This window comes from Caballeronia hypogeia (genome assembly GCF_001544875.2).
Taxonomy (GTDB): Bacteria; Pseudomonadota; Gammaproteobacteria; order Burkholderiales; family Burkholderiaceae; genus Caballeronia; species Caballeronia hypogeia.
Genome location: NZ_FCOA02000032.1, coordinates 18,553 through 38,709, shown reverse-complemented (window position 1 = coordinate 38,709; position 20,157 = coordinate 18,553). Strand labels below are relative to the sequence as shown.

Here is a 20,157-nt window from a genome sequence, read left to right as displayed (position 1 = left end):
GATGCAGCGTTTCCTTGCCGGCGCCGTATGCGCAACGCTCGCGACACTGTGCGCGCCGGTTGCCGCTGCAACTCTGGACGGCGCGGCGCTCCCGGCAACGTGGGGCATTCCGTTCATCGGCGTTCTGTTGTCGATCGCGGTGTTCCCGCTCGTCGCACCGAAGCTCTGGCATCACCACTTCGGCAAGATCGCGGCCGCGTGGACGCTTGCCTTCCTCGCGCCGTTTGCGCTCGTTTTCGGCATCGGCACGGCGGGCGGCGTGCTGGCCCACGCGATGCTCGAAGAATACGTGCCGTTCATCATCCTGCTGACGTCGCTGTATACGGTTGCGGGCGGCATCTGCGTGCGCGGCAATCTGCACGGCTCGGCGCGTCTCAACACCGGCCTGCTCGCGCTCGGCACGGCGCTCGCGAGCATTATGGGCACGACCGGCGCGGCCATGCTGCTGATCCGGCCGCTCCTGCGCGCGAACGACAATCGCAAGCATGCGGTGCATGTCGTCGTGTTCTTCATCTTTCTGGTCGCGAACGCGGGCGGCTCGCTCACGCCGCTCGGCGACCCGCCGCTGTTCCTCGGATTTCTGAACGGCGTCGGCTTCTTCTGGACGACGCTGCATCTCGCGCTGCCCATGCTATTCGTCTGCGCCGTGCTGCTCACGGTGTTCTATCTGCTCGACAGCTACTACTGGCGCAGGCGCGACGCGCGTCCCGCGTTTCTCGATCCGACGCCCGATACGCCGGCGCTCGGCATCGACGGCAAGATCAACTTCGCGCTGCTCGCGGCGATCGTCGCGCTGGTGCTGATGAGCGGCGTGTGGAAACCGGGCATCGCGTTCGATGTCTTCGGCACACAGGTCCAGTTGCAGAATCTCGCGCGCGACGTGCTGCTTGTTGTCGTGCTGCTGGCGTCGCTCGCGCTGACGCCGAAAAACGCGCGCGCGGGTAACGCGTTCGACTGGGCGCCCATCGAGGAAGTGGCGAAGCTGTTCGCCGCGATCTTCGTGACCATCGCGCCGGTCATCACCATCCTGCGCGCGGGCGAGGCGGGCGCGTTCGCGGGCATCGTGCACGCGGTCTCGAACGGGCAAGGCAAGCCGGTCGATATCGCCTATTTCTGGGCAACGGGTCTCTTGTCATCGTTTCTCGACAACGCGCCGACCTATCTCGTGTTCTTCAATCTCGCGGGCGGCGACGCCCACACGTTGATGACCACGGACGCCACGACGCTCGCCGCCATCTCGGCCGGCGCGGTCTTCATGGGCGCGAACACGTATATCGGCAATGCGCCGAATTTCATGGTGAAGGCGATCGCGGAATCGCGCGGCGTGCGCATGCCGAGCTTCTTCGGCTATATGGCGTGGTCGGGCATCGTCCTTCTGCCGCTTTTCGCCGTTCTGGGCTGGCTATTCTTTCAGGAGTGACCGATGAAGAAGAAGGTACTTGTCGCACGTCCCACGTTCCCCGATGTGATCGAGCGCCTGAAACAACATTTCGATGTCGACGTGAACCTGGGCGACGTCCTTCCACAGGAAGAATTCGCGCGTCGCCTCGCCGATCGCGACGGCGCCTTCACCGCGGGCGAGTGGGTCGGCGAGAAGGAGCTGGCCGGCGCGCCGAACCTGAAGGTCGTCGCGAACATGGCGGTTGGCTACAACAACTTCGACATGCAGGCGTTCGACGCGCACGGCGTGCTCGGCACCAACACGCCCGACGTGCTGAACGAAACCACCGCCGATTTCGGCTGGGCGCTGATGATGGCGGCGGCGCGCCGCGTCACGGAATCCGAACACTATCTGCGCGCGGGCAAGTGGCAGAAGTGGTCGTTCGACTCGTTCCTGGGCGCGGATGTCTATGGCTCGACGCTCGGTGTGATCGGCATGGGACGCATCGGGCAAGCGCTCGCGCGACGGGCGAAGGGTTTCAACATGCGCGTGATGTATCACAATCGCTCGCGCGTCGCGCCGGATATCGAGGCGGAGTTGAACGCCGAGTATGCGTCGAAGGAAGACCTGCTCAGGCGCGCGGATCACGTCGTGCTGGTCGTGCCGTATTCGAAGGCGAGCCATCACACGATCGGCGCGGCCGAGCTCGCGCTGATGAAGCCCACGGCCACGCTCACCAACATCGCGCGCGGCGGCATCGTGGATGACGCGGCGTTGATTGTCGCGCTGCGCGAGAACCGCATCGCGGCTGCGGGCATCGACGTGTTCGAAGGCGAGCCGAACTTCAACCCGGACTTCCTCGTGCTCGACAATGTCGTGCTGACGCCGCATATCGCGAGCGCGACCTTAGGCACGCGCCGCGCGATGGCCAATCTCGCCACCGACAACCTCATTGCCGCGCTGGGCGAAGGACCGCGTGCGGGCAATCCGCCTAACCCGATCAATCCGGACGTATTGAAGAAATGATGCAACTGCTGGTTGGCGCGGTCGCCGTGCTGGCGATCGCGCTGGTGGCCGCGCTCATCGCGCTCGTCACGAGCATGCGGCGCCACTCGAACGCCGTCATCTTCGAGGAATTCGAGACGCTCACCGATCGCGTGAACGACATGGGCGAGGCGCATGCGCGCGCGCAGGAAAGGCTCGAGCGTGGCTTGCGCGGCGATATAGCCGAGAGCGCGCGCGTGTCGCGCATGGAATCGCAGAGCGGCTTCACGCAGTTTCATCAGACGCTGTCGACTCAACTGGCGAGCACGTCGAGCGTGCAGAACGCGCAGTTCGACGCGCTCGCGCAGCAACTCGCACAACAGAGCCAGCAGGCGCGCGAGGATCAGGGCAACGCGCTTAAGCGTTTCGCGGATTCAATGTCGCTGCATTTGTCGCAGATGTCGGAGGCGAACGAGCGGCGGCTCGGCGAAGTGCGCGCGACGCTTGAAGCGCGCCTGAAGGACATCGAGGCGAACAACGCGACCAAGCTCGACGAAATGCGCCGCACCGTCGACGAGAAACTACACGCGACGCTCGAACAGCGGCTCGGCGAATCGTTCAAGCTGGTGTCGGACCGGCTGGAGCAGGTGCATCGCGGTCTGGGCGAAATGCAGACGCTGGCAGCGGGCGTCGGCGACCTGAAGAAGGTGCTGACCAACGTGAAGACGCGCGGCATCTGGGGCGAAGTGCAACTGGAGTCGCTTCTGGAGCAGCTACTCACGCCCGATCAATACGCGAAGAACGTCGCGACGATTCCGAAGAGCAACGAGCGTGTCGAGTTCGCGATCAAGCTGCCGGGCCGTCACGATGCGCCGGGTTCGCCGGGCGATGTGGCCACGCCGGTGTGGTTGCCCATCGACGCGAAGTTTCCGCGCGAAGACTACGAGCGTCTGATCGATGCGCAGGAGCGCGCCGATCCTGTCGCGGTGGAAGATGCGTCGCGCGCGCTCGAAGGACGCCTGCGCGCGGAGGCGAAGTCGATCGCGCAGAAATACGTCGCGCCGCCGCACACGACCGACTTCGCGCTGCTGTTTCTGCCCACCGAAGGGCTGTACGCCGAAGTGCTGCGCCGTCCCGGTTTGAGTGATTCGCTGCAACGCGACTATCGCGTGAGCATTGCCGGGCCGACCACGCTGACCGCGCTGCTCAACAGTTTGCAGATGGGTTTCCGCACGCTCGCCATCGAAAAGCGTTCGAGCGAGGTGTGGCAGGTGCTCGGCGCGGTGAAGACCGAGTTCGGCAAGTTCGGCGAGGTGCTGGCGCGCACGAAGACACAACTCGAAACCGTCACGCGCTCGATCGAGGCGGCGCAGACGCGCACGCGGCAGATGAACAAGCGCTTGCGCGATGTCGAGGCGCTGCCGGGAGAGAAGGCGGCGGGATTGCTCGGAGATGCGTTGAGCGATGCGTCATCGCCCGAAGGCGACGACGAGATCTGATGCGCGGAAGACTTACGACGCGAGGCGTTCGAGCGGCTCGCCCGTCACGCGCACGATGCGCCAGTCGGGCAGCACGGTCGCGCCCATCTTCTCGTAAAAGTCGATGGCGTTCTGGTTCCAGTCCAGCACCGACCATTCAAAGCGGCCGCACTGGCGCTCGACCGCGAGCGCGGCGAGCTTCTTGAGCATCTGCGTGCCGAGACCGCTGCCGCGCATCGACGGACGCACGTAAAGATCTTCGAGATACAGACCGCGCTTGCCGAGGAAGGTCGAGAAGTTCTGGAAGTACAACGCATAACTCACGATCTCGCCATCCTGCTCGGCGACCAGCGCTTCCGCCGCCGGACCCGCGCCGAACAGCGCATCGTGCACGCCTTGCTCGGTCGCGATGAACAGGTGCGTGAGCTTTTCGAATTCGGCCAGTTCGTACATCAGCGCGAAGATCGCGGGGATGTCGGCGGGCGTGGCTGCGCGGATCGTGCAACCTGCGGGCGTGGCGCTCATGCTTCCTCCGGCGCGTCCGACAACACGATTTCGATGCCGCCGAAACGCGAGGCCACCCAGTTGTACGCGTGGCACGCAATCCACAGCAGGATGAAGCCGAGAATCGCGTTGAGCAGCAGCGCGCTCGTGACGGTGCTCACTTCCACCGAGCCGTATCGCACGAACGCGACCACCACGCCGAGCAGCACGATCGGCACGCTGAAGGTCAGGTAAACGAGAATCAGCGCTTTTGCGGTCTGTCCCGGTGCAATGGATGAGATCTGCTTTTTCATGGAAGGAAGCCCCGTCTATCGGTGTAGGAGTGTGTGTTCGGGCGACGCGCGTCGGAACGCCGTCAGATCAGTCCGTCGAACGGCACGATCTCGACTTCGTCGCCGCTGTCGATGTCGCCGCGCGCGTGCTCGAGCACGATGAAGCAGTTGGCGTCGCTCATCGAGCTGAGCACGCCAGAGCCTTGCGGCCCGGTCGTGACTACGCGCCAGCGGCCGTCGTCGTCGCGCGTGGCGATGCCGCGCTGGAACTCGGTGCGGCCCGCGCGCTTTTTCATCGGCGCGGCGCTGATCGCGCGGACGACCGTGAGCGCCTGCCGCTCGGCGCCGGACATGGCCAGCAGCGCCTCGCGCACGATGAAGTAGAACGTCGCCATCACGGCGACGGGATTGCCCGGCAGGCCGAAGAACAGCGCCGGTTTGCCCGTGCCCGCGCGCGCGCCCGACCACAGGCGGCCGAAGGCGAGCGGGCGGCCCGGTCGCATCGCGATCTTCCAGAAGGCGACGTCGCCGAGCGAATTCATCAGCTCGCGCGTGAAGTCCGCGTCGCCGACCGAGACGCCACCCGAGCTGATCACCACGTCCGCGCTTTCCGTCGCCTCACGCAACGCGCGTTCGAGCGATGCGCGGTCGTCGCGCACGATGCCGAGATCGATCGTCTCGACGCCCAGGCGCTTGAGCATCGCGAAAAGAGTGTAGCGGTTGCTGTCGTAAAGGCTGCCGGGATCGAGCGTTTCGCCGACCGAACGCAATTCGTCGCCGGTCGAGAAAAATGCAACGACGAGGCGTTTTCTCACGGACACTTCGCCGATTCCGAGCGACGCGAGCAGACCGAGATCCGACGCCCGCACGACGCGGCCCGCGCGCAAGGCCGGCTTGCCCTTCGCGAGATCCTCGCCTGACAGACGGCGGTTCTGGCCGGAGCGCACGCTCGCTACGGGGAAACGGATCGTATCGCCTGCACGCATCACGTGCTCCTGCGGCACGACGGTGTCGCAGCCCGGCGGCATCAGCGCACCGGTCATGATGCGCACGCATTGGCTTGCGTCCGGCGCGGTGGCGAAGGGCCGTCCGGCGAGCGCGGTGCCGGCGACCGCCAGATCGAGCGTGTCGGCACCGCGCGTGAGGGACGCGCTCGCGAACGCGTAGCCGTCCATCGCGGAATTGTCGAAGGCGGGCACGTCGATGGGGGAGATCACGTCGCAGGCGAGCACGCGGCCCAGCGCGTCGTGCAGGCCGACGCGTTCGACCAGCCCGCCCCGGGTGCGCGGCATCGCCCACTGACGCACGATTTCCTGCGCGGCCTCGACAGGCAGCGCATCCGGATCGTAGTGGGCGACGCAGGCGGAGAATTCCTTGGACGTGGTCATGAATGGGAGTGGATCGCGGCCCGAAGCGGGCGAAGAAGCAGCCGCGGGGCCGGACGGTCACCGGGCGCCGGGACAGCGTCAGTCAAGGCACGGCGGCGTGCGTCGAGCGGACTGGCCGGTTGCGTGAATCAGCGGCGTTCCAGTTCGGCCAGCTGCAGCAAATCGTTGATATTGTAAAACGCGCGTTCGTCGTGAAATGTCACTTCGGCCGGCGTGTGGCGCGCGTACCACGCGCGAACCTTGCGCTCTCCGGCGTCGAGCCAGGCGTCCAGATCGTCGGCCAGCGACGTGCGGATCAGCGCGAACACCGGATGCGCCATGACTTCGCCGGACGGCTCGATGGTCGCCGCGTAGGCGATACCGGCATGCTTTGCGTCGAGCGTCTGCATCAGCGTGGCGCCGAGATGGACGTCGATGAAAGGCGCATCGCAGGGCGCGACGAGGACGAATTCCGTGGTCGCGGCGCGCAGCGCGGCCGCGATGCCGGCGAGCGGTCCGGGAAAGTCCGCCCGCGTGTCGGCGACGACGCGGGCGCCGAATGGCGCGCCCAGTTTCGCGTAATCGTCGAGCGAGCGATTGGCGCTGATCAGGAGCGCGTGAGTCTGGGGCGCGAGGCGCCGCATTGCGTGGAGTGCCAAAGGTTCGCCGCGAAACGGCTGCATGCCTTTGTCGACGCCGCCCATGCGCGAGCCGCGCCCGCCCGCGAGCACGAGCCCGGTGACGTTTGAAGATGAATGAGCGTTCAGCACGAGCGAACCGTCGCGCTCAGCCGCCGATATACGACATCTCGACGCGTGGCGCCCGCTCGCGCGCCTCGTCCGATGCGCTGCCACGCAGTTGCGAATAACGGTCGCCGCGCGCTTCCCAGATGCGGGCAACGGCGGTCGCGACTTCCTCGTCGCTCGCGCCGCCGCGAACCAGACCGCGCAGATCGTGACCGCCCACCGCGAAGAGACACAGATAGAGCTTGCCTTCGGTCGAGAGCCGCGCGCGCGTGCACGAACCGCAGAACGCGCGCGTGACGCTTGAAATCACGCCGATCTCGCCGCCGCCGTCGCGATAGCCCCAGCGCTGCGCGGTCTCGGCGGCCGTGTGCGCTTCCAGCGGTTCCAGCGGGAAATACGCGTCGATGCGCTCGACGACCTGCGCCGAAGGCAGCACTTCGCTCATGTTCCAGCCGTTCGACGCGCCGACATCCATATACTCGATGAACCGCAGCACCGCGCCAGTGCCCTTGAAGTGGCGCGCCATCGGCACGATTTCCCGGTCGTTCGTGCCGCGCTTCACGACCATGTTCACCTTGAGCGGATCGAGCCCGATCGCCTGTGCCTTTTCGATGCCGTTCAGCACGTCGGCGACGGCGAAATCGGCGTCGTTCATGCGGCGAAAGAGGGCGTCGTCGAGCGAGTCGAGACTGACCGTGACGCGCGACAGGCCCGCGTCCTTGAGCGATTGCGCCTTGCGCGCGAGCAGCGAGCCGTTGGTCGTCAGCGTCAGGTCCAGCGGACGGCCTTCCGGCGTACGCAGCGAAGCGAGCCGCTCGATCAGGTATTCAATATTTTTGCGCAGCAGCGGCTCACCGCCCGTCAGGCGGATTTTCTCGACCCCGTGCGCGACGAACACGCGCGCGAGCCGCTCGATTTCCTCGAACGAGAGCAGGGCGGCATGGGGCAGAAAGTGGTAGTCCTTGTCGAACACTTCGCGCGGCATGCAGTACACGCAGCGGAAGTTGCAGCGGTCCGTCACCGATATGCGCAAATCGCGCAGCGGGCGCGCGAGCGTGTCCGTGAGCAGCCCGGACGGCGACGACGCGGCGCCGGCGAAATCCGGAACGGCGCTGACATCGGCGAGGGGAATGATGCGTCGGGGCATATTGGCTCGGGGTTCGGCTTGGCCGCTGCGGCCTTGTTGGAATGAGGTATATCACGTCCTATTTTAGCGGAACCGGGACGCCGGGACGCAGAGGCATGGAGTCGCGGTTTTCCCTTGGTCCGGGCGAAAAAAAACGCCATCGACATGAAAATCGATGGCGTTTTTTCTGCGCCGGCCGGTTCGACGGATCGAATCGGCCGGCGCTCGCTGAATGCGCTTTAGTGCGCGCTCTTGCTCGTTTCCACCTGCTGCATCGGCGCGGCGTCGGCCGGCGGCAGCGGCTTGCGCTCGCGCGGCACGCGGATCGGCGCCGGCTCGCGTGCTGCCGCGGCGTTCGCCTCGCGCAACTTGTCCGCGTCGGTGTTGACCCAGACGAGACCGGCGTGCTCCAGCATCGGCTTGAGCGTTTCCACGGCGATCGGCGTCGACGTCGCGGGCGTAGCCGGAGCCAGCGGAGCCGCGGCCTTCACCGGTTCCGTCGCGAGCGTTTCCACTGGCGCGGGTTCGACAGGCTTCACCGGTTCGACGGCGGTTGCTTCGGGCGTCAGCGCGACTGCCGCGGCTTTCAGCGGCTCGGCCGCTTCCGCCTGCTCGACATGCTGCACCGGCGTCGGCGTCGCTGCGACGGGCTCGGGCGCTGCGGCCGGCTTCGCTTCCTCAACCGGCTTCGCCGTTTCCACGGGCTTCGCTTCTTCCGTCACGACGGGCGCGAAAGGATCGGCCGGCTTCGAATCGGCCACCATCGGCGACGGGCCGAACGGATTCTCGACCGCGGGCGCCGGAGCGGGCTTCGCGAAGACGTCGAAATTCGCGGGTTCGGGCGTTTCCGCCTTGGCCTGCGCGGGCTCGGTTTCCACGGCCTTGGCGGCCGGCGCTTCCTCGGCTGCTGCAGGCGTCTGCTCTTGCGGCCGGGCTTCTGCGTGCGCTGCAGCCGGGCGTGCTTCGCGCCGCGCCGCCGCTTCCTGCGCGGCTTCTGCGTCGAAGACGCCGGCTTGCGCGGGCGCGATTTCCGCCTCGCCTTCCGCTTCCGCGACGTCCGCAGCGTGATTCACGGTCATGCCTTCTTCGTCGCGATCGCGACGGCCACCACGACGGCCACGGCGACGGCGGCGACGCTCTTCGCCATCACGCGCTGCTGCCGACTGATCGGCGGATGCGGCATCGATGCCCGCTTGCTGGGCGGCGTCCACATTCACCTGCGCCGTTTCGACGATCTCCGACGCCACCGTTTCGCCTTGCGTCAACGCTTCGATAGCGGCTTCCGGCTGCGGCTTGCGGCGCTCGCCACGTTCGGTGCGTTCGCCTCGCTCACCACGGTCCGGACGCTCGCGGCGTTCCTGGCGTTCGCCTGCTTCCGGACGCGGTGCGCGTTCGGCATTGCGCTCACGCGGCTCACGTGCTTCACGCGGCTCACGGGGTTCACGCGCTTCACGCGGTTCGCGAGCCTCGCGCGGTTCGCGCGGTTCGCGCACTTCACGCAATTCGCGACCCTCACGGCCGCCGCGCGCTTCACGGTCCTCACGGCGCGCGCCTTGACGGCCTGCGCCATTGCCACCCGTCGCCGCGCCTGCCGCCACGCCTTCACGACCGGCGCTACCGCTGCGGCGGTTACGGTTGCGATCGCCGCCACCGGTGCGCTCGCCGCGCTCACGTTGCGGACGCGTAGCCGGTTGCGCCTCGACTGGCGCCGGCGCGGGCGCCGGTGCGGGCTGAATGCCGAACAGATTCTTGATCCACGAGATAAAACCGCCGCTCGCCGGCGCAGGGGCCGGAGCGGGTGCTGCCTCGACAGGCGCGGGCTTGACCGGCGCGCTCGGCGCCGGCTTTTCGGGCGTGATGCCCTTGACGGCCGCTTCCTGCTTCGGCTTCACTTCTTCGCTGCGCTTGCTGTAGCCGGTTTCCGACTCCAGCTCGCTCGCGGCTTCGACAGCCATCTTCCACGACGCGCGCGGATCGTCCAGACGCGCATCGTCGTGGCGCAGGCGCTCCAGCTTGTAGTGCGGCGTCTCCAGATGCTTGTTCGGGATCAGAACGACATTGACCTTGAAGCGCGATTCGATCTTGTTGATTTCCGAGCGCTTTTCGTTCAGCAGGAAAGCGGTCACCTCGACCGGCACCTGGCAATGGATCGCCGCGGTGTTCTCCTTCATCGCTTCTTCCTGAATGATCCGCAGCACTTGCAGCGCGGACGATTCGGTATCGCGGATATGGCCCGTGCCGTTACAACGCGGGCACGTCACGTGGCTGCCTTCGGAGAGCGCCGGACGCAGACGCTGACGCGAAAGCTCCATCAGACCGAAGCGCGAAATCTTGCCCATTTGTACGCGGGCGCGATCGTGCTTGAGGGCGTCTTTGAGGCGTTGCTCGACTTCGCGCTGGCTCTTGGCCGACTCCATGTCGATGAAATCGATCACGATCAGGCCGCCCAGATCGCGCAGGCGAAGCTGACGCGCGACTTCGTCGGCGGCTTCGAGATTGGTGCGCGTCGCGGTTTCCTCGATGTCCGCACCCTTGGTCGCGCGCGCCGAGTTCACGTCGATGGCGACGAGCGCCTCGGTGTGGTCGATCACGATCGCGCCGCCCGAGGGCAGCGGCACCGTGCGCGAGTACGCCGTTTCGATCTGGTGCTCGATCTGGAAGCGCGAGAACAGCGGCACGTCGTCGTGATAGCGCTTCACCTTCGAGAGGTTGTCGGGCATCACGATATCCATGAAGGCGCGCGCCTGATCATGGATTTCGGTCGTGTCGATGAGAATTTCGCCGATATCCGGCTGGAAGTAGTCGCGAATCGCGCGGATGACCAAGCTCGATTCGAGATAAATCAGCATCGGCTGGCCGGCAACGCCGCTCTGCGACGCAGCTTCGATCGCGCGCCACAGTTGCATCAGGTAGTTCAGGTCCCACTGGAGCTCTTCCGCCGAACGGCCGATACCGGCGGTCCGCGCGATGATGCTCATGCCTTCCGGCAGTTCGAGCTGCGCCATGGTTTCGCGCAGTTCCTGCCGCTCGTCGCCCTCGATCCGGCGCGACACGCCGCCGCCGCGCGGGTTATTCGGCATCAGGACGAGGTAGCGACCGGCCAGCGAAATGAAGGTGGTCAGGGCCGCGCCCTTGTTGCCGCGCTCTTCCTTCTCGACCTGAACGATGAGTTCCTGGCCTTCGCGGAGGGCGTCCTGAATGCGCGCGGAGCGCATCTCGACGCCGTCGCGGAAATACTGGCGGGCGACTTCCTTGAACGGCAGAAAACCGTGGCGGTCTTCGCCGTAGTTGACGAAACAGGCTTCGAGCGACGGCTCGATCCGGGTGACGACTCCCTTGTAGATGTTGCCTTTGCGCTGTTCGCGCCCGGCGGTTTCGATGTCGATGTCGATGAGCTTCTGCCCATCGACGATGGCGACGCGCAATTCTTCTTGCTGCGTCGCGTTAAACAGCATGCGTTTCATGAAACGGCTCCAGAGCGGCTCCGCTTTCCTTCATCTTGCGAATCGGCGTCAGTGACGGAAAACGTCACGCGCGCGAAGCGGGAAGGTGGGCGTGCCACGCCTTATTGTGTGTTGTCACAAAGCACGCTGGAGCGGGACTTCTGGCGGGAGAATTGCCGAAAGCAGGCTTGGACCGCCAAACAGGGCGGCCTTGCCGTGGGGCCCATGCGAAGCAACTGCGAGGCGCCGGAGAGCCGCGCGGCTCGTGGCGAGGATGAACGGCGGCGCTGCAGTTCCGCGTCTCAAAATGGACGCGCCGAACCGGCACGCGCTCTTTGCAAGAGCCTGATCCCTCCCAACGGTGGCCGCGGGAGAGAGCGGTCTCGCGCAAACCGGCGCGATGCTTCGTGACCGATCTTCCGTGCTGCCATGCCGCGCGGCGCGGCCGCGGGCTCGATTGCTCCCGTCGGCTCGCGGCCGTGTCTCGCCTCATCGCGGCGTTGTCGCGCTTCGCAGAAATCAGCGCAGCGGCGATACGCCGTCAGTTGTTCGCAAAACCGGCGAGCTTCGATTTGCCTTTTTCTCCCGCTCGATGGCCGGGCCGATTCGGGCTGGCCTCCGGTTTTGATGCCCGGACGCCGTCGCTTCTCGCCGATAAAAATTCTTTTTAACCAAAAATCCGTTACCGTCGGCGATCGACTCGACCGAACGCGCCTGTGGGCTCCGTCCTTGCCGGTGATATCGCCGTGCGTGCAACTCGCTGCTCTTCAATTTTCAGGGTGAGCAACCGACCTTGGGCGCAAGTAAAATAATGGTTTATCGCTTGCGCCGATACAGTCTGATCAATCACGGTCGCTGCTTGATCCAAAGCGTCGACCTTTTCAGGCTGTTCGCAAATTATATTCAGAATGAATGAGTTAGGCAAAACATCCCATAAACAGGTCGCGAGCGAGCAGGCGTCGATGATCGAAGTCGACGAAACCGCCGCCGGCCAGCGGATCGACAATTTTTTGCTGCGCGTCTGCAAGGGCGTCCCCAAAAGCCATATTTACCGGATTCTCCGCAGCGGCGAAGTGCGGGTGAACAAGGGCCGGATCGATGCCGCGTACCGGCTGGAGCAGGGCGATCTGGTGCGGGTTCCGCCGATCCGCATCGCGAAAGCCGACGAGGCGCCGGTCTCCTCAAACGCGCCCGCCGCCGAGTTCCCGATTATCTTCGAAGACGAGCATCTGATCGTCATCGACAAACCCTCGGGCGTCGCGGTGCATGGCGGCAGCGGCGTGGCGTTCGGCGTGATCGAGCAGTTGCGCAACGCGCGGCCGCACGCGAAATTCCTCGAACTGGTGCATCGGCTGGATCGCGAGACCTCCGGCGTGCTGATGCTCGCGAAAAAGCGCGCCGCGCTCGTCGATCTTCATGAGCAGATTCGCGAGAATCGAGTCGACAAGCGCTATTACGCGTGCGGCCACGGCGACTGGCAAAGCGACTGGGGGCGCCGGCGCATCGTGAAGGCGCCGTTGCACAAATATGTTGCGGCGGACGGCGAGCGGCGCGTGCGCATTCAGGAAAACGGTCTGCCGTCACACACGGTCTTCAATCTGATCGAGCGATGGAACGACTACGCGTGGGTCGAAGCCGAACTCAAGACCGGCCGCACGCATCAGATTCGCGTGCATATAGCGAGTCTGGGCCTGCCGATCGTCGGCGACGCAAAGTATGGCGATTTCGCCCTGAACAAAGAGCTGGCGCGTCCGAAGTCCAATCCGGGCCTGAAGCGCATGTTTTTGCACGCATATCGACTGAAAATCACGCATCCGGCCACAGGCGAGCCGCTGCAATTCGAAGCGCCGCTGCCCACCGAGTGCAGACGGTTCATCGAACAACTGAAAAACCGAGAGACAGAATAAATGGCGCGACGGCAATTCGATCTGATCGTTTTCGACTGGGACGGCACGCTGATGGATTCGACCGTCCACATCACGCGCAGCATTCAGGCGGCGTGCCGCGACCTGGGTCTGCCGGTGCCGGCGGATGAATCCGCGAGCTACGTGATTGGCCTGGGCCTCAAGGACGCGCTGCAGATCTGCGCGCCGACGCTCGACACATCCGACTATCCGCGTCTTGCCGAGCGCTATCGCTTCCATTTTCTGACGATGGGCCAGCGAACCGAACTGTTCTCGGGCGTGCGCGAGCTGCTGCAAGAGTTGCGCGGGGAGGGCTATTTTCTCGGCGTTGCGACGGGCAAGAGCCGCGTCGGGCTGAATCGCGCGCTGGATGAGTCGCGTCTGACGAGCGCGTTCGACGGCACGCGCTGCGCCGACGAAACCTTCTCGAAGCCGCATCCCGCGATGCTCCATGAACTCACGCGCGAGCTCGGTCAGGACCTGTCGCGCACGGTGATGATCGGCGACACCACGCACGACCTGCAAATGGCGATCAATGCGGGCGCGGCGGGCGTCGGCGTCGGTTACGGCGCGCATCCGGCGGATTCGCTCGCGGCGCTCAAGCCGCAGTTCTGCGCGGACAGCGTCGCGTCGCTGGCGGGCTGGCTGCGGGAGCACGCATGAGCGAAACGGCGGAGAATGCCGTGCGCGTGTGCGCATCGGATGAACTCGTCGATGGCGGCGCGGGCGTGCGCGTCAACGCGACCGAAGCGAGCGGCGACGCCGTCGTGTTCTTCGTGCGCTACGGCGGCGAGGCGTTCGGCTATCTGAACCGCTGCGCGCACGTGCCGATGGAGCTCGACTGGGCCGAGGGGCAGTTCTTCGAAAGCTCGGGCCTATACTTGATGTGCGCAACGCACGGGGCGATCTACGAACCCGACACCGGCAAGTGCGTGGGCGGCCCTTGCCGCGGCGCGCGGCTGCGGCCGGTGAAGGTCGAAGAGCGCGACACGCCGGAAGGCCGCGCGGTCTTCTGGCTGCCCGACGACGCATTGCGCCCCGCCTGATTCCCTCTTACACACAACAACGCATGTCCGACAATCTTCCGCCGCGCGGCAACGACAACTGGGAGCGCGAGGCGCTCGAACGCATCGCCATGGCCGCGATTCGCGAGCAGCGCGCAGCGCGGCGCTGGCGCATCTTCTTTCGCTTTCTGTTTCTCGGGCTGATCGCGCTGATCGCGTGGGGCGTGTTCGATTTCACCGGCGACCGCGCCGCGAAAGCCGGCAAGCACACGGCGCTCATCGACCTGCAAGGCGAAATCGCCGCCAACAGCGACGCCAGCGCGGACAACATCGACGCCGCGCTGCAAAGCGCCTTCGAGGATGACAACACCGCGGGGGTGATTCTGCGCATCAACAGCCCGGGCGGCAGTCCGGTGCAGGCGGGCATCATCAATGGCGAAATCCGGCGGCTGCGCGCGAAGTATCCGAAAACGCCGTTGTATGTCGTCGTCGACGACATGTGCGCGTCGGGCGGCTATTACGTCGCGGCGGCGGCGGACAAGATCTACGTGGACCGGGCGAGCATCGTCGGGTCGATCGGCGTGCTGATGGACGGCTTCGGCTTCACGGGCCTCATGGACAAGCTGGGCATCCAGCGCCGGATGCACACGTCGGGAGAAAACAAGGGCGCGTTCGACCCGTTTTCGCCCGAAACGCCCGCGATGAATGCGCACGCACAGGACATGCTCGATCAGATCCATACGCAGTTCATCGACGCGGTGAAACTCGGCCGCGGCAAGCGTCTGAAGGACGATCCGGAGCTCTTTTCCGGCATGTTCTGGACCGGCGCGAAGAGCGTGGAACTCGGTCTAGCGGACGGTTTCGGCGACGCGAATTACGTGGCGCGCGAGATCATCAAGCAGCCGGATATCGTCGATTATTCGCAGAAGGAGAGCATCAGCGAGCGCGTGGTGCGGCGCTTCGGCGCATCGGTGGGCGATGCCGCCGTGCGTGCGCTGACGCTCGGCGGCAAGCCTCACTTGCGTTGAGCGCTACGACGCCAGCAGCAGGAAAATCGCCGGACGCTTGTGCAGTTCCGGCGCCGCCTGCTTCTTCCAGTCCGCCGCCGTGCGCGTGACGATCGTCTCTCCCGGCAGCGTCAGATCGACGGCGACGCAGATCAGCGTCGACGGCGCGCAAGCGGCGATGAGCGTGTCGAGCATCGCCTTGTTGCGATAGGGCGTCTCAATGAAAATCTGCGTCTGATTGGCCTTGCGCGACAGTTGTTCGAGTTCGCGCAGGCGCTTGCCGCGCTCGGCGGCGTCGACCGGCAGATACCCATTGAACGCGAAGCTCTGGCCGTTCATGCCCGAAGCCATCAGCGCGAGCAGAATCGAGCTCGGGCCGACGAACGGCACCACTTTCACGCCTTTTTGATGCGCGCGCCGCACGAGCAGCGCGCCCGGATCGGCCACGGCGGGGCAGCCGGCTTCGGACACGAGGCCCGCATCGGCGCCGGCGAGGATCGGCGCGAGCAATTTGTCGATCTCCGCGGGCGGCGTTTTCACGTTCAGCTCGCGCACCTCGATTTCCTGAATCGGACGTTGCGTGCCCACTTTCTTGAGGAAAGCGCGCGTCGTCTTGGCGTTTTCGCCGATGTAGTACGCGAGCGCGGCCGCTTGCGTTCGCACCGGTTCGGGCAGCACATGCGCGAGCGCGTCGGCGTCGCCTTCGCCCAGCGTGTTCGGAATCAGATAAAGAACGCCGCTCATGCTGCCTCCAGAACCGGAAATCCGGCGTTTGCGAGCATGCCGGTCAGCGCGATGAGCGGCAAACCGATGAGCGCCGTCGGATCGTCGGACTCGATCGCCTCCAGAAGCGCGATGCCCAGGCCTTCGGCTTTCGCGCTGCCGGCGCAGTCGTAGGGCGTTTCGGCGCGCAGGTAGGTTTCGATCTGCGCGTCCGAATAGCGCCGAAAACGCACACGCGTGACGATATCGGCGGATTGCGCATCGCCCGTGCGGCTGTCGAACAGACACAGCGCGCTATGGAATTCGACGCTGCGACCACGCATTGCCTGAAGCTGCGCGAAGGCCTTCTCGTGCGTTCCGGGCTTGCCGATCTGCTGGCCGTCGAAGGTCGCGACCTGATCGGAGCCGATCACGAGCGCGCCCGACGGTTCATCGACGCCCGCGGCCACCGCGCGCGCCTTGGCTATCGAGAGCCGCACGGCCGTCGCTTGCGGCGTTTCGCCGTCGAGCGGGGTTTCGTCGATATCGGGCGAAACGACATCGAACGGCACGCGCAGGCGCCCGAGCAGCTCGCGCCGGTAGGGTGAGCTGGACGCCAGAATCAGGCGCGGTGATGTGTTTGGAGCATCGGACATAACGCGGAATCAGCAAAAATGGATGTAAAAACGACGGGCGACGGGCAAGCCCTTAAGTATTTGACTCGAAAGAACAAAGCCGATATGATTTTGGGCTTTTCATCGGTTGGCGAAGCCGTAGGTCCGTCTGACGGCCCTGGAGGCAAGCTCGAGGCAACCCGGTAACGCTCACCACGATTCGTGGCTTGGCGCAAATCCGGGCAAGCCACGCCTGATTTCACGCGGCGGGCGGTGCATACTGAAGCATCTCTGCCCGGTTGAATCGAGGCAGTCCCGCCATCCGCTTGAAAAAGCCAGAACAACTACGGCACATGCAGGAGCGCACATGACTCAGAATCCTGGCAAACCTGCGAGCCCCGCCGATCCGCGCGCGCTCGACCTTTACGACTTCGCCAAGAGCGGCAGGCAGGCAGCGGGCGCGCTGCGCGTGTCGCAGATGCCGCGCATGTTAGCCGAAGTGCCGGTCGATGCGCCAGATCGCGACACCGTGTTCACCTGGCAGGGCGAGGGCTCGACCCAGCCGGAGCTGCAGGACGACGGCGCGGAAGCGCCGCAGCCATATCTGCGTCTCGCGGTGCACGGCTCGGTGTGGCTCACGTGCCAGCGCTGTCTTCAGTCGTACTCGCAGCATCTCGATGTCGATGCAACTTATCGGATCGTTGCGACGGAAGAAGAAGCGGACGAATTTCCGCTCGACGACGATGAAGTCGAAGTGATCGTGGGCTCGCGCCAGTTCGATCTCGTCGACTTGATCGAAGAGGAGTTGTTGTTGTCCTTGCCGCTCGTGCCGAAGCACAACGTGTGTCCCGAGGTGCATGAAAGCCTGCTCGCGGGAGGTTCGGACGAGGCGGGCGACGAGCCGGATGAAAGCGGTGCGGCGGAAGAGGAAGAAAAGCCGAATCCGTTTGCCGTGCTGGAGAAGCTCAAACAGGGTGGTCCGGACGGCAAGAAGCACTGAATTGATTTTGTAGCACGCAACAAACTGGTAGCGCGATGTGCGCACCCGATGGCCGAACGGCCGAGGGCTGTCGGCGGATCGGGCTGTGTTAGAATTCGCAAAATTTTTCTGGAGTAATCATGGCAGTTCAGCAAAACAAGAAGTCGCCGTCGAAGCGCGGCATGCACCGTTCCCACGACTTCCTGACGGGCGCTCCCCTGGCCGTCGAGCCGAGCACGGGCGAAGTGCATCTGCGTCACCACGTGAGCCCGAACGGCTACTATCGTGGCAAGAAAGTCGTCAAGACGAAGAACGACTAAGCGTTCGTCGACGCCTGAAGCGTCCGTCGGGTCCGTTCTGCGGGCTCCCGGGCGCAACTCGCTCTTGACACTTTATCGGTACGACGAGAAGGCGGCATTTCACTGCCGCTTTTTTGTGCCCGAAATTCGTCGCGTTCCATGACTGTAAAGATAACCATCGACTGCATGGGAGGCGACCACGGTCCGGCTGTGACCGTTCCCGCCGCCGTCAGTTTCGTGCGCTCGCATCCCGACGCACACCTCATGCTCGTCGGTATCGAGCAGGCCATTCGCGCGCAGCTGAAGAAGTGCAAGGCTCTCGAAGAGCCACGTCTCTCCGTTGTTGCCGCGAGCGAAGTCGTCACAATGGACGACCCGGTCGAAGTCGCGCTGCGCAAGAAGAAAGATTCGTCGATGCGCGTCGCGCTCAATCTCGTCAAGGAAGGCGAGGCGCAGACCTGCATTTCCGCCGGCAACACAGGCGCGCTCATGGCGGTGTCCCGCTACGTGCTGAAGACGCTCGCCGGCATCGAGCGTCCGGCCATCGCGTTCGCGATGCCGAGCCAGAAAGGCTATACCACCGTGCTCGACCTGGGCGCCAATGTCGATTGCGAGCCGGAGCATCTGCTGCAGTTCGCCGAGATGGGGCATGCGCTCGTTTCCGCGATCGAAGGCCGCGAGCGGCCCACCATCGGCCTGCTCAACATCGGCGAAGAAGTCATCAAGGGCAACGAAACGATCAAGCGCGCGGGCGAGCTGCTGCGCGCGAGCACGCTCAACTTCTACGGCAACGTGGAAGGAAACGACATCTACAAGGGCACGACCGATGTCGTCGTGTGCGACGGCTTCGTCGGCAATGTCGCGCTGAAGACCTCCGAAGGCCTCGCGAAGATGCTCGCCGACATCATCAAGGAAGAGTTCAGCCGCAACCTGGCTTCCAAGCTGATGGCGCTCGTCGCGCTGCCGGTTCTCAAGCGTTTCAAGAAGCGTGTCGATCCCGCGCAATATAACGGCGCGGCGTTGCTCGGCCTGCGCGGACTCGTCATCAAGAGCCACGGTTCGGCCGAGGCCTTCGGGTTTGAGTGGGCTATCAAACGCGGGTATGATGCCGTCAAAAATGGCGTGCTGGAACGCCTGGTGCGCGCGATGGAAGAGAACGCGCCCGCGGCGCGCGCGACCGTTGCGTCCGAAGCGCCGGCTGCCGCGGATCAGTCGAACCCGCAGCCCGCTGTTCAGCCCGCCACCCAGCCAAACTCGCAGCCGAACCCGCCGGGCGAGTCCGGTACTGCGCTACATTCGAAGGCATAATGGCTCAATCCAATCTTTACGCGCGCGTGCTGGGCACCGGCAGCTATCTGCCGTCCGAGCGCATCACGAATCAGGCATTGGCGGACCGTCTCGCCCAGCAGGGCGTCGAGACGAGCGATGAATGGATCGTCGCGCGCACCGGCATTCACGCACGCCATTTCGCGGCTCCGAACCAGACCACGAGCGACCTCGCGCTCATCGCCTCGCAGAAGGCGATCGAAGCGGCGGGCATCGATCCTCAAAGCATCGATCTGATCATCGTCGCGACGTCCACGCCGGACTTCGTGTTCCCGAGCACCGCCTGTCTGCTGCAGAACAAGCTCGGCATCAAGAACAATGGCGCGGCCTTCGACGTTCAGGCCGTGTGCTCCGGCTTCGCCTATGGCGTGGCGACGGCGGACAGCTTCATTCGCAGTGGTCTGAACCGCACGGCGCTTGTCGTCGGCGCGGAGACGTTCTCGCGCATTCTCGACTTCAAGGACCGCACCACGTGCGTGCTGTTTGGCGACGGCGCGGGCGCGGTCATCCTGCAGGCGTCGGACGAGCCGGGCGTGCTGTCGAGCGCGCTGCACGCGGACGGCAGCTATTCGGAAATTCTCTGCACGCCGGGCAACGTGAACGGCGGCGTGGTCGAAGGCAGCGCGTTCCTGCACATGGACGGGCAAGCGGTGTTCAAACTCGCGGTCAACGTGCTGGAAAAAGTCGCGCTCGAAGCGCTCGACAAGGCCAAACTCACGCCCGACGACATTGACTGGCTGATCCCGCATCAGGCCAATATCCGCATCATGCAGAGCACGGCGCGCAAGCTGCATCTGCCGGCCGAGCGCATGGTCGTGACGGTCGGCGAGCACGGCAACACGTCGGCGGCGTCGATTCCGCTCGCGCTCGATGTCGCCGTGCGCGACGGGCGCATCAAGCGCGGCGACAACATTCTCATCGAAGGCGTGGGCGGCGGCTTCACGTGGGGCGCGTCGGTCATCCGCTACTGATCCGCTTAATCGACCCTCTACCTATTCGTAACTGATCCTTCTTCGTCGAC

20 protein-coding genes are annotated in these 20,157 nt (G+C 65.0%); 12 read left to right on the top strand and 8 right to left on the bottom strand.

The window, feature by feature from the left end:
* Position 1: 1 nt before the first annotated feature.
* From AWB79_RS31255 to AWB79_RS31245, 3 genes are read left to right on the top strand one after another with little or no spacing between them, the layout of a single operon-like run.
* Complete coding sequence (locus tag AWB79_RS31255; protein ID WP_061171314.1) at positions 2-1,420, top strand: sodium:proton antiporter; 1,419 nt, start codon at positions 2-4, stop codon at positions 1,418-1,420.
* Positions 1,421-1,423: 3 nt separating this feature from the next.
* On the top strand, positions 1,424-2,407 hold the full coding sequence (locus tag AWB79_RS31250) for a 2-hydroxyacid dehydrogenase (protein WP_061171313.1): 984 nt from the start codon (positions 1,424-1,426) through the stop codon (positions 2,405-2,407).
* The gene (locus AWB79_RS31245) at positions 2,404-3,864 is read left to right on the top strand and encodes a DNA recombination protein RmuC (protein WP_061171312.1); all 1,461 of its coding nucleotides are present in this window, start codon (positions 2,404-2,406) and stop codon (positions 3,862-3,864) included. Before AWB79_RS31250 ends, AWB79_RS31245 begins: the two co-directional genes overlap by 4 nt.
* Before the next feature lie 12 nt (positions 3,865-3,876).
* Here the strand turns inward: AWB79_RS31245 and AWB79_RS31240 are convergent, their stop codons facing one another.
* The 6 genes from AWB79_RS31240 to AWB79_RS31215 form a co-directional block, all read right to left on the bottom strand.
* The gene (locus tag AWB79_RS31240) at positions 3,877-4,368 is read right to left on the bottom strand and encodes a GNAT family N-acetyltransferase (protein ID WP_061171311.1); all 492 of its coding nucleotides are present in this window, start codon (positions 4,366-4,368) and stop codon (positions 3,877-3,879) included.
* Positions 4,365-4,640 carry a hypothetical protein gene (locus AWB79_RS31235; RefSeq protein ID WP_061171310.1) on the bottom strand — a complete coding sequence of 92 codons (276 nt, stop codon included), beginning with the start codon at positions 4,638-4,640 and terminating at the stop codon, positions 4,365-4,367. The genes AWB79_RS31240 and AWB79_RS31235 overlap by 4 nt, the downstream gene beginning before the upstream one ends.
* Positions 4,641-4,702: 62 nt before the next feature.
* Positions 4,703-6,007, bottom strand: a complete 1,305-nt coding sequence (gene moeA / locus AWB79_RS31230) for a molybdopterin molybdotransferase MoeA (RefSeq protein WP_061171309.1) — start codon at positions 6,005-6,007, stop codon at positions 4,703-4,705.
* 128 nt (positions 6,008-6,135) lie between these two features.
* Entirely contained in the window at positions 6,136-6,690 is a 555-nt protein-coding gene (gene mobA / locus AWB79_RS31225) for a molybdenum cofactor guanylyltransferase MobA (RefSeq protein WP_232471081.1), read from the bottom strand.
* Positions 6,691-6,772: 82 nt separating this feature from the next.
* Positions 6,773-7,879 carry a GTP 3',8-cyclase MoaA gene (moaA, locus tag AWB79_RS31220; protein ID WP_061171307.1) on the bottom strand — a complete coding sequence of 369 codons (1,107 nt, stop codon included), beginning with the start codon at positions 7,877-7,879 and terminating at the stop codon, positions 6,773-6,775.
* 218 nt (positions 7,880-8,097) lie between these two features.
* Entirely contained in the window at positions 8,098-11,322 is a 3,225-nt protein-coding gene (locus AWB79_RS31215) for an Rne/Rng family ribonuclease (RefSeq protein ID WP_061171306.1), read from the bottom strand.
* A gap of 386 nt (positions 11,323-11,708) precedes the next feature.
* On the opposite strand from AWB79_RS31215, the gene AWB79_RS39790 reads away from it, so the two are divergent.
* The 5 genes from AWB79_RS39790 (at position 11,709) to AWB79_RS31195 (ending at position 15,237) form a co-directional block, all read left to right on the top strand.
* Positions 11,709-11,972 (top strand): hypothetical protein, encoded by a 264-nt coding sequence (locus AWB79_RS39790; RefSeq protein WP_157695889.1) that lies wholly within the window; start codon positions 11,709-11,711, stop codon positions 11,970-11,972.
* A 237-nt stretch (positions 11,973-12,209) separates the two neighbouring features.
* Entirely contained in the window at positions 12,210-13,208 is a 999-nt protein-coding gene (locus AWB79_RS31210) for an RluA family pseudouridine synthase (RefSeq protein ID WP_061171305.1), read from the top strand.
* Positions 13,209-13,868, top strand: coding sequence for an HAD-IA family hydrolase (locus AWB79_RS31205; protein ID WP_061171304.1), 660 nt, complete (start codon positions 13,209-13,211; stop codon positions 13,866-13,868).
* The gene (locus AWB79_RS31200; RefSeq protein ID WP_061171303.1) at positions 13,865-14,251 is read left to right on the top strand and encodes a Rieske (2Fe-2S) protein; all 387 of its coding nucleotides are present in this window, start codon (positions 13,865-13,867) and stop codon (positions 14,249-14,251) included. Before AWB79_RS31205 ends, AWB79_RS31200 begins: the two co-directional genes overlap by 4 nt.
* A gap of 23 nt (positions 14,252-14,274) precedes the next feature.
* Positions 14,275-15,237, top strand: coding sequence for a S49 family peptidase (locus AWB79_RS31195; RefSeq protein WP_061171302.1), 963 nt, complete (start codon positions 14,275-14,277; stop codon positions 15,235-15,237).
* A gap of 3 nt (positions 15,238-15,240) precedes the next feature.
* Here the strand turns inward: AWB79_RS31195 and AWB79_RS31190 are convergent, their stop codons facing one another.
* Together AWB79_RS31190 and AWB79_RS31185 are read right to left on the bottom strand one after the other, a co-directional pair.
* Entirely contained in the window at positions 15,241-15,960 is a 720-nt protein-coding gene (locus AWB79_RS31190; protein ID WP_061171301.1) for an SAM-dependent methyltransferase, read from the bottom strand.
* Positions 15,957-16,574 carry a Maf-like protein gene (locus tag AWB79_RS31185; RefSeq protein ID WP_061171300.1) on the bottom strand — a complete coding sequence of 206 codons (618 nt, stop codon included), beginning with the start codon at positions 16,572-16,574 and terminating at the stop codon, positions 15,957-15,959. The genes AWB79_RS31190 and AWB79_RS31185 overlap by 4 nt, the downstream gene beginning before the upstream one ends.
* 325 nt (positions 16,575-16,899) lie before the next feature.
* On the opposite strand from AWB79_RS31185, the gene AWB79_RS31180 reads away from it, so the two are divergent.
* The 4 genes from AWB79_RS31180 to AWB79_RS31165 all read left to right on the top strand — a co-directional run bounded on the left by AWB79_RS31180 (position 16,900) and on the right by AWB79_RS31165 (position 20,107).
* Positions 16,900-17,532, top strand: a complete 633-nt coding sequence (locus AWB79_RS31180) for a DUF177 domain-containing protein (protein ID WP_061171299.1) — start codon at positions 16,900-16,902, stop codon at positions 17,530-17,532.
* Between the two features lie 119 nt (positions 17,533-17,651).
* Positions 17,652-17,831 carry a 50S ribosomal protein L32 gene (rpmF, locus tag AWB79_RS31175; protein ID WP_014191965.1) on the top strand — a complete coding sequence of 60 codons (180 nt, stop codon included), beginning with the start codon at positions 17,652-17,654 and terminating at the stop codon, positions 17,829-17,831.
* Between the two features lie 138 nt (positions 17,832-17,969).
* A complete protein-coding gene (gene plsX, locus AWB79_RS31170) occupies positions 17,970-19,118 on the top strand; it encodes a phosphate acyltransferase PlsX (protein ID WP_061171298.1) in 1,149 nt (382 codons plus the stop codon).
* Positions 19,118-20,107, top strand: a complete 990-nt coding sequence (locus tag AWB79_RS31165) for a beta-ketoacyl-ACP synthase III (RefSeq protein WP_061171297.1) — start codon at positions 19,118-19,120, stop codon at positions 20,105-20,107. Before plsX ends, AWB79_RS31165 begins: the two co-directional genes overlap by 1 nt.
* Positions 20,108-20,157 lie beyond the last annotated feature (50 nt).

Excerpts from the sequence above, each read along its gene's own strand:
- AWB79_RS31255 (WP_061171314.1), top strand. The coding sequence starts at position 2 with ATGCAGCGTTTCCTTGCCGGCGCCGTATGCGCAACGCTCGCGACACTG.
- AWB79_RS31250 (WP_061171313.1), top strand. The coding sequence starts at position 1,424 with ATGAAGAAGAAGGTACTTGTCGCACGTCCCACGTTCCCCGATGTGATC.
- AWB79_RS31245 (WP_061171312.1), top strand. The coding sequence starts at position 2,404 with ATGATGCAACTGCTGGTTGGCGCGGTCGCCGTGCTGGCGATCGCGCTG.
- AWB79_RS31240 (WP_061171311.1), bottom strand. The coding sequence starts at position 4,368 with ATGAGCGCCACGCCCGCAGGTTGCACGATCCGCGCAGCCACGCCCGCC.
- AWB79_RS31235 (WP_061171310.1), bottom strand. The coding sequence starts at position 4,640 with ATGAAAAAGCAGATCTCATCCATTGCACCGGGACAGACCGCAAAAGCG.
- moeA (WP_061171309.1), bottom strand. The coding sequence starts at position 6,007 with ATGACCACGTCCAAGGAATTCTCCGCCTGCGTCGCCCACTACGATCCG.
- mobA (WP_232471081.1), bottom strand. The coding sequence starts at position 6,690 with ATGGGCGGCGTCGACAAAGGCATGCAGCCGTTTCGCGGCGAACCTTTG.
- moaA (WP_061171307.1), bottom strand. The coding sequence starts at position 7,879 with ATGCCCCGACGCATCATTCCCCTCGCCGATGTCAGCGCCGTTCCGGAT.
- AWB79_RS31215 (WP_061171306.1), bottom strand. The coding sequence starts at position 11,322 with ATGAAACGCATGCTGTTTAACGCGACGCAGCAAGAAGAATTGCGCGTC.
- AWB79_RS31210 (WP_061171305.1), top strand. The coding sequence starts at position 12,210 with ATGAATGAGTTAGGCAAAACATCCCATAAACAGGTCGCGAGCGAGCAG.
- AWB79_RS31205 (WP_061171304.1), top strand. The coding sequence starts at position 13,209 with ATGGCGCGACGGCAATTCGATCTGATCGTTTTCGACTGGGACGGCACG.
- AWB79_RS31200 (WP_061171303.1), top strand. The coding sequence starts at position 13,865 with ATGAGCGAAACGGCGGAGAATGCCGTGCGCGTGTGCGCATCGGATGAA.
- AWB79_RS31195 (WP_061171302.1), top strand. The coding sequence starts at position 14,275 with ATGTCCGACAATCTTCCGCCGCGCGGCAACGACAACTGGGAGCGCGAG.
- AWB79_RS31190 (WP_061171301.1), bottom strand. The coding sequence starts at position 15,960 with ATGAGCGGCGTTCTTTATCTGATTCCGAACACGCTGGGCGAAGGCGAC.
- AWB79_RS31185 (WP_061171300.1), bottom strand. The coding sequence starts at position 16,574 with ATGTCCGATGCTCCAAACACATCACCGCGCCTGATTCTGGCGTCCAGC.
- AWB79_RS31180 (WP_061171299.1), top strand. The coding sequence starts at position 16,900 with ATGACTCAGAATCCTGGCAAACCTGCGAGCCCCGCCGATCCGCGCGCG.
- rpmF (WP_014191965.1), top strand. The coding sequence starts at position 17,652 with ATGGCAGTTCAGCAAAACAAGAAGTCGCCGTCGAAGCGCGGCATGCAC.
- plsX (WP_061171298.1), top strand. The coding sequence starts at position 17,970 with ATGACTGTAAAGATAACCATCGACTGCATGGGAGGCGACCACGGTCCG.
- AWB79_RS31165 (WP_061171297.1), top strand. The coding sequence starts at position 19,118 with ATGGCTCAATCCAATCTTTACGCGCGCGTGCTGGGCACCGGCAGCTAT.